The following is a 2,926-nucleotide window of genomic DNA, read 5'->3' as shown; positions in this document are numbered from 1 at the left end:
AACTCTAAACCTGGTGGGTTTACCCTATCGCTGCTAGCCATCCCCCCTTTCAGGTTTCGGCTAAACGAATCGCACCTTCTCTATCATAATGACTTATATCAACTCCTTGCTGCCTAAAGGCTGTAATTCCTAGTTCTAAACTTTCTGAAGTGGGTTGGAAATGCCCGCTGTGATTGCTGATTTTTAGCAAAATATATGAACCGTTACTACCCACAATCTCGGCTTCTCCCGCAGCCAAGACAGGCTGACCGCGAGTTATAACTGTGTGGTAAATTTCATTGTTAACATCTAAAAACTTTGGAATTACAAGGAGTTCTAGGTTTTTTGTTACTGCCCATTTGACAGTCCCTTCATTAATTATATCGTCAAATCCTGATTCTCCCACTTTAATGGGTTTGATGCCTAACTCATCTGCCGATCGAAGTTCATCATCAAGAGTCGCTGGGGATTGATTGAAAAAGCGAGGGCTGGGAACATTATTTGAAAATGATTGTGTCACAACAGAATTTAGCGATAATCCACTACTAAGATTAGTGGCTAATGTTGCTGTTGGCAATAAGGGCGATCGGGCTTCCGCATATCCACCACTCTGATTCCCAATCATCGCCTGAATCAACTCTATCTGATTCTGACTGGTTTTTAGGTGGCTCATTTCTTCATGGCAGATTTCCAGAATGTCAGAAATCTCTCGCTTTAGCTCATATATATCGCGATCGGGTAAATATTTAGCACGAGTTTGCACCTCAGCCAAGCCATCAATAACTTGACGGAGCATTGACTGAAGCACATCGCTCTCTTGGTTGATTCCCATTATCTCCCTAACGTTTTCTGGATGTCCTCAGCTTCTCCAATAGCATCATTGAGAGTTTTGATACCATCAGCACACATATCAAAAAGCGTTTTCATTAAAGCAGGCGATTCAGAGATAGATGTATCAGGGATTTTTCCAGCTAATGCTTTGGTGTCTTCCACCAATTCCATGACTTTATCCATCGTTGCCTGAAAGTCTTCTATTTGATCTAGTAATGCCATGCTCTCACTCCAAAAACTATTAATTTTATTCTAAACTAACGCAACTAATTTTCCCATATTTCATCAGGAACGAAAGGAGTAGCAACAATTGTCAATTCTGGTTCTGACCCTCGGTAAACTGCTCTTCCTCTGGGTTCTACAGGTAAACTTGCAGCTCGATCATCGTCAAGTAACCTCTGACTAGCAGCGGGTTGGACTCGGAAAATAAGTCTTTCATCCATATTATCTGATATCTGGCTCGGAATGACTTCTGGTGTCGGTCGCTGGCTACAGTAAATAATGTGAATCCCAGTCACGCGAGCTTGTGCTGCTAATCCCATCAAATTTTTTTCTATCGATTCCCTTGTCTTCCTTTCAGCATTTTGGATGTAAAATGGGTAGTCCCCTGAAGGAAAGGATCGAGAGAATAAAACTGAATTCAAAGAAAAGTAGGCATTTAGAGTTGTAAATTAGCATTGTAATGATGCACAAACTGCCAAATAGCAGCAATATGATTTTCTAATTTTTTAGAGAAGCCTAAGCTCTTTCTTACCAGTCGAGATACTCGTTGTCGAATAGTACAATTAAAGCGCTCGATATAGCTAGTCAAACCACTATCTTTATCTACACTCTGATGACGTTTACGCTTACAATACAGAATCATAAGCACTCCAATGATCGGTATAAATTACTGCACATTGACGGTACACTGGTGGCATTGAATTCCATAAAGCTTGAGCCGATACTGCGCTACGATCTCCAATATGTACCCCAACAATTTCCCTAGTCTGGGCATCCAATGCCAGCCAGACCCACTGCTGATTTCCTTTACTATCAACGAATGACCATAACTCATCCATCTGAACACTCAAGCGCTTTTTTTCCTTGGGAGTCACCTCCACTTGCTTCTTAACAGCAGCCGCTTGGCTATTAACGTATCGCTGCACTGTATCTTCTGACACTTGAAGTACCCGAGCAATCCCCGCCTGAGAAATACGTTCAAGTAGCATCCGTGACATTAACTCCCTTTGTTCTTTTGTAATAGGTTTCCATGCCGGATTTAAAACAAATTGACGACCACATTCTCGACATTTATAGTTTTGTTTGCCATGCCGACTTTGACCGTTCCGACTAACTTCTTTTGAGCCACAATTAGGACAATGGGGAATCTCTACTGTCAGATCACGCTATGATAAACACTTCTCTCTAATAGTAACTTACTCGATCCTTTCCTTCAGGGCACTACCATTTTCTATTTTGTACTGTTGAAAATCCTGATCCCGCCGCCGCATTTCTTCATCCCGCCGCCGCGTTTCTTCATCCCGCTGCGAGTCTCTTTCTAAAAGAGCATTGACAGCACCTACAAGCATATCGACATTCCGAGTCGTTTGCTCTACAGTAGAAGCCAAATCATCCACCATTTCATCGTTCCAGCGTTCGGTTGTCATTGTTCTTATTCCTTTACTTTCTTCAATCAATATTTTACGACTCTTGCCTGCTGTTTTTAGTCGATCGCCCTTCTTAGAAATGTTCCAGCAGAGATTTCTCTTGTGCGTAAACCTTTCGCAGCGACTCCAGGGCGATCGCACTTAACATCAATTTAATCACCCCCACCATTTCCCCCCACTCCAACAATTCAGAAACACAAACAGCTTTCTGAAATCTCGCCGCATAGAAATCCACCCAAAAATCCGGCGCGTGTCTCTCTTTCTGACTCGCCATCCGGCGCTTCCAATAACCAAAATCTAAACCAGAGGGCGATTCCACTCCCAAAACTGGCGGAAAGTCGGCATAACTGACAAACCGACTCATGCCTTTGGCGTGCACGTACAGGATATGGAATGAAAATTTAATAACTTTAGCGTTTGTTAAATAGTCGGCACTGCACGATAATTCCATTTAGGTAGATATTCAT

Annotated in this window: 6 protein-coding genes; all 6 read right to left on the bottom strand. The window is 42.4% G+C overall.

Translation table 11 applies throughout. The annotated features are described in order from the left end of the window. Window positions 1-49 precede the first annotated feature (49 nt). Window positions 50-811, bottom strand: a complete 762-nt coding sequence (locus QUA44_RS30250; RefSeq protein ID WP_333257562.1) for a hypothetical protein — start codon at window positions 809-811, stop codon at window positions 50-52. Further along, window positions 811-1,032 (bottom strand): hypothetical protein, encoded by a 222-nt coding sequence (locus QUA44_RS30245; RefSeq protein ID WP_333257559.1) that lies wholly within the window; start codon window positions 1,030-1,032, stop codon window positions 811-813. The genes QUA44_RS30250 and QUA44_RS30245 overlap by 1 nt, the downstream gene beginning before the upstream one ends. Before the next feature lie 44 nt (window positions 1,033-1,076). Further along, on the bottom strand, window positions 1,077-1,352 hold the full coding sequence (locus QUA44_RS30240) for a hypothetical protein (protein ID WP_333257556.1): 276 nt from the start codon (window positions 1,350-1,352) through the stop codon (window positions 1,077-1,079). A gap of 116 nt (window positions 1,353-1,468) precedes the next feature. Next, window positions 1,469-2,180, bottom strand: a protein-coding gene (locus QUA44_RS30235) for an IS1 family transposase (RefSeq protein ID WP_333257563.1) whose coding sequence is annotated in 2 segments (ribosomal slippage) — window positions 1,469-1,660 and window positions 1,662-2,180 — 711 coding nt in all. Because the reading frame shifts where the segments join, the coding sequence is not laid out codon by codon here. A 48-nt stretch (window positions 2,181-2,228) separates the two neighbouring features. Continuing rightward, window positions 2,229-2,459: a hypothetical protein gene (locus tag QUA44_RS30230; protein ID WP_333257554.1), complete on the bottom strand. Its 231-nt coding sequence runs from the start codon at window positions 2,457-2,459 to the stop codon at window positions 2,229-2,231. A gap of 73 nt (window positions 2,460-2,532) precedes the next feature. After that, window positions 2,533-2,910 (bottom strand): hypothetical protein, encoded by a 378-nt coding sequence (locus QUA44_RS30225; RefSeq protein WP_333257550.1) that lies wholly within the window; start codon window positions 2,908-2,910, stop codon window positions 2,533-2,535. Between the last annotated feature and the right edge of the window lie 16 nt (window positions 2,911-2,926).

Origin of the sequence: Microcoleus sp. N9_A2, from assembly GCF_036701775.1 — a bacterium.
Classification (GTDB): domain Bacteria; phylum Cyanobacteriota; class Cyanobacteriia; order Cyanobacteriales; family Microcoleaceae; genus Microcoleus.
The sequence above is the reverse complement of the archived record's forward strand: the minus strand, read 5'-3'. Positions and strand labels throughout refer to the sequence as shown.